Source organism: Mycobacterium sp. (genome assembly GCF_035499775.1).
GTDB lineage: Bacteria > Actinomycetota > Actinomycetes > Mycobacteriales > Mycobacteriaceae > Mycobacterium.
Genome location: NZ_DATJYB010000507.1, coordinates 1 through 3,276 on the forward strand (window position 1 = coordinate 1; position 3,276 = coordinate 3,276).

General features: G+C 65.6%; 3 protein-coding genes and 3 pseudogenes. 4 read left to right on the plus strand and 2 right to left on the minus strand.

Going from position 1 to position 3,276, the window contains the following annotated elements:
* Together VML93_RS31095 and VML93_RS31100 are read left to right on the plus strand one after the other, a co-directional pair.
* Positions 1-336: pseudogene (locus VML93_RS31095) on the plus strand (ABC transporter ATP-binding protein); the annotation flags it as partial.
* A complete protein-coding gene (locus VML93_RS31100) occupies positions 333-1,094 on the plus strand; it encodes an ABC transporter permease (RefSeq protein WP_325616505.1) in 762 nt (253 codons plus the stop codon). The pseudogene VML93_RS31095 and the gene VML93_RS31100, both read left to right, overlap by 4 nt.
* Positions 1,095-1,205: 111 nt before the next feature.
* Here the strand turns inward: VML93_RS31100 and VML93_RS31105 are convergent.
* Positions 1,206-1,460 (minus strand): annotated as a pseudogene (locus VML93_RS31105) (MoaF-related domain-containing protein); the annotation flags it as partial.
* A gap of 147 nt (positions 1,461-1,607) precedes the next feature.
* Positions 1,608-1,886 (minus strand): hypothetical protein, encoded by a 279-nt coding sequence (locus VML93_RS31110; RefSeq protein WP_325616509.1) that lies wholly within the window; start codon positions 1,884-1,886, stop codon positions 1,608-1,610.
* Between the two features lie 87 nt (positions 1,887-1,973).
* Between VML93_RS31110 and VML93_RS31115 the strand changes: the two genes are divergently transcribed.
* Positions 1,974-2,963: an ATP-binding cassette domain-containing protein gene (locus VML93_RS31115; protein ID WP_414686495.1), complete on the plus strand. Its 990-nt coding sequence runs from the start codon at positions 1,974-1,976 to the stop codon at positions 2,961-2,963.
* A pseudogene (locus tag VML93_RS31120) lies at positions 2,960-3,276 on the plus strand (ABC transporter permease); the annotation flags it as partial. The gene VML93_RS31115 and the pseudogene VML93_RS31120, both read left to right, overlap by 4 nt.

Consider the following 3,276-nt stretch of genomic DNA (forward strand, 5'->3'; position numbering starts at 1 on the left):
ACCACCGGGCTCGACCCGCAAGGCCGCATCGAGGTGTGGAACAGCATCAAAGAACTCGCCGGGCAGGGCACGACCGTGCTGCTCACCACCCAGTACCTGGACGAGGCCGAACAGCTCGCCGACCGGATCGCGATCCTCCACCAGGGGCGGATCATCGCCAACGGCACCCTCGCCGAGCTCAAGCAGCTCCTCCCGCCCGCCAAAGTCGAGTACGTCGAGAAACAGCCCACCCTCGAAGACATCTTCCTCGCCATCATCGGCAACGAAGGTACCGGCACCGACGGCGACCCGGCAATGACCGCGGCATCGGCACCGACGAGTAAGGAACAGCGATGAGCAAGCACTTCTTCGGTGACACCGCCCTCCTGACGGGACGGTCCCTGCGCCACATCACGCGCAGCCCGGACACCATCATCACGACCACGATCATGCCGATCGCCTTCATGCTGCTGTTCGTCTACGTGTTCGGTGGCGCGATCAGCTCAGGGTCGGGTTCGTATGTGAACTACCTGCTGCCCGGCATCCTGCTCATCACGATCGCCTCGAGCATCTCCTACACCGCCTTCCGGCTCTTCATGGACATGAAGAGCGGCATCTTCGAGCGCTTCCAGTCCATGCCGATCGCACGCTCGTCCGTGCTCTGGGCGCACGTGCTGACCTCGCTGGCCGCCAGCCTGGTCTCGGTCGTGGCCGTCGTGGGTGTCGCCCTGCTCATGGGCTTCCGCTCCGGGGCGGGCGTGTTTGCCTGGCTCGCAATCGCGGGCATCCTGATCCTGTTCACCTTGGCGTTGACCTGGCTCGCCGTCATCGCCGGCCTGTCCGCCAAGACCGTGGACGGCGCGAGCGCGTTCTCCTACCCGCTGATCTTCCTGCCGTTCATCAGCTCGGCATTCGTCGCCACCGCAACCATGCCCGGACCAGTGCGCGCCTTCGCCGAGAACCAGCCGGTGACGCCCATCGTCAACACGATCCGCGACTTGTACGCGCAGCAGCCCATCAGCACCGGCATCTGGATCGCCCTGGCGTGGTGTGCCGGCATCCTCATCGTCGCCTACGCCCTCGCCATGGCCACCTACCACCGCAAGATCGCCTAGCGGGTCCGGCGGCTGGGGCGAGCGGCCGTCATATCGTGGCCGCACCGCTGCTCAGCCGGTATCACGCCTCAGGAGTGTCGGGAAGACGTTGACCGCCGGAGCGTAGCGTCGTCAACCGCTCTGCTCGGGTTCCAGCTTCACCAGGCCGTTGAGCCTCATGAATCCTCCATGTGCTGGTGTCACAAAGGTGTATGACCTGAGGGCAATAAGGTCCAAGACGTGCACGATCGTGCGGCCGATATGCTCCTGCCAGGACAGGATGACGAGGTCGTCACGGACGGTGACCACCTTATATTCGACGGTGTCGGTGAAGCCGACATTGTTGCCCGCGAGGATCTCAACAGTGAGCATTTCGGGTGAGTGAACCGCGCGATGCGCAACGTGAACGTCGGAAACGTGATCTCGAGCATGTCTGCACCGGGTCCTTCAATTCGTCCGTTTGGCGCCATCGAACTCCTCTCCGGTTGCCGTAGACCCCTATCGCGCTTGAGGGGTCTCCGAAAGTAGGTCCAGCTACTGCGGGAGTGTTGGATTCGACGAAGGGTTCTCCCACGAGGCTCCCGGCTCGATGTAGGTGCGGCAGGTTCCCGACAGCCGACACCACCCCCGCAGCGCCCAGGCGATCATCTCAGGGCCGTTGCTCATCCGCAGATGCTCCGAAGTGCCACGGACGGCCGCGACCTTCTCGATGACCTCGACCAGCTGATCGGCGTGCGCGTTCTGGCAGCTTTCACCGGCCGGCCGGGCCGTGAAACCGCGGTGAAACCTCCCTGATCTGCCCTGCTCGCACACTCGGACAGGTCAGTACCGGATAGTCACATCGGAGGAGCCACAGACACCATGAACGGAACCACATCCCGGCCTGCGATGACGGGCACCATGAACGGAACCGCCTCCGGGCCCGCGATCACGGCGACCGGACTTTGCCGGTCCTACGGCGAGCACCTTGTACTCGACGGCCTCGACCTGGATGTGCCGGAGGGCACCATCTTCGCCCTGCTCGGCCCGAACGGCGCCGGCAAGACGACCGCGGTGAACATCTTGTCGACCCTGATCAGCGCGGACGCGGGCACCGCGACCGTCGCCGGGCATGATGTAGCCCGCGATCCCGACGGCGTGCGCGGGGCGATCGGCGTCACGGGCCAGTTCTCGGCCGTCGACGGACTGCTCACCGGCCGCGAGAACCTGATCCTGATGGCCGACCTGCACAAATTCAGCAAGAAGGCCGGGCGGCGCCGCGCCGACGACCTGCTCGCGCGGTTCGACCTGGTCGAGGCGGCAACGAAGCCAGCCTCGACCTACTCCGGAGGGATGCGCCGCCGGCTGGACCTGGCGATGACGCTGGTCGGGAGCCCATCGGTGATCTTCCTGGATGAGCCCACCACGGGCTTGGACCCCCGCAGCCGACGCACCATGTGGGACACCATCCGCGACTTGGTCTCCGAAGGCGTCACGATCTTCTTGACCACGCAGAACCTGGAGGAGGCCGACCATCTCGCCGACCGGATCGGTGTGCTGGACCACGGCCGCCTTGTCGCCGAGGGCACGTCGGCACAACTTAAGGCCCGCATATCTGGCGGGCACATCGAGCTGACGTTCGCCAGTGCCGTCGAGCTGGACGCGGCCTCGCGGATGCTGCAGGCGATGTCCCGCGACGACGACGCCCTCACACTCCAGCTGCCCGGCGACGGCAGCGTCCGCTCGCTGCGCGCCCTGTTGAGCCAGCTCGACGACGCCGGGATCGAGGTCGCGACCGTCTCGGTCCACACCCCAGATCTCGACGATGTCTTCTTCGCCGTGACCGGGCGTCCCGCCGACCAGATTCCTTCCGACCAGCTCAGCGACAACGAACTGGAGGCCGTCAAGTGAGCGCCTACACCTTCACCGATTCGGCGACGATGTTCCGCCGGGACCTTCGCCACACCATCCGCTACCCGGTCATGCTGGTCTCGTCGGTCGGCGTGCCGGTCGTGCTGCTCCTGTTGTTCGCCGGGGTCTTCGGCGGAGCGATGAAGGCTGCCGTGGCCGCCGTCGCGCCCGGCGCCTCCTATATCGACTACATCGTGCCCGGCGTCATGCTGATGGCCGTCGGTTACGGCTGCTCAACCACCGCGCTGGCCGTCAACCAGGACATGACCGAAGGCATCATCGCGCGCTTCAAGACCATGCGGATCGCGCGGAC

Excerpts from the sequence above, each read along its gene's own strand:
- VML93_RS31100 (WP_325616505.1), top strand. The coding sequence starts at position 333 with ATGAGCAAGCACTTCTTCGGTGACACCGCCCTCCTGACGGGACGGTCC.
- VML93_RS31115 (WP_414686495.1), top strand. The coding sequence starts at position 1,974 with ATGAACGGAACCGCCTCCGGGCCCGCGATCACGGCGACCGGACTTTGC.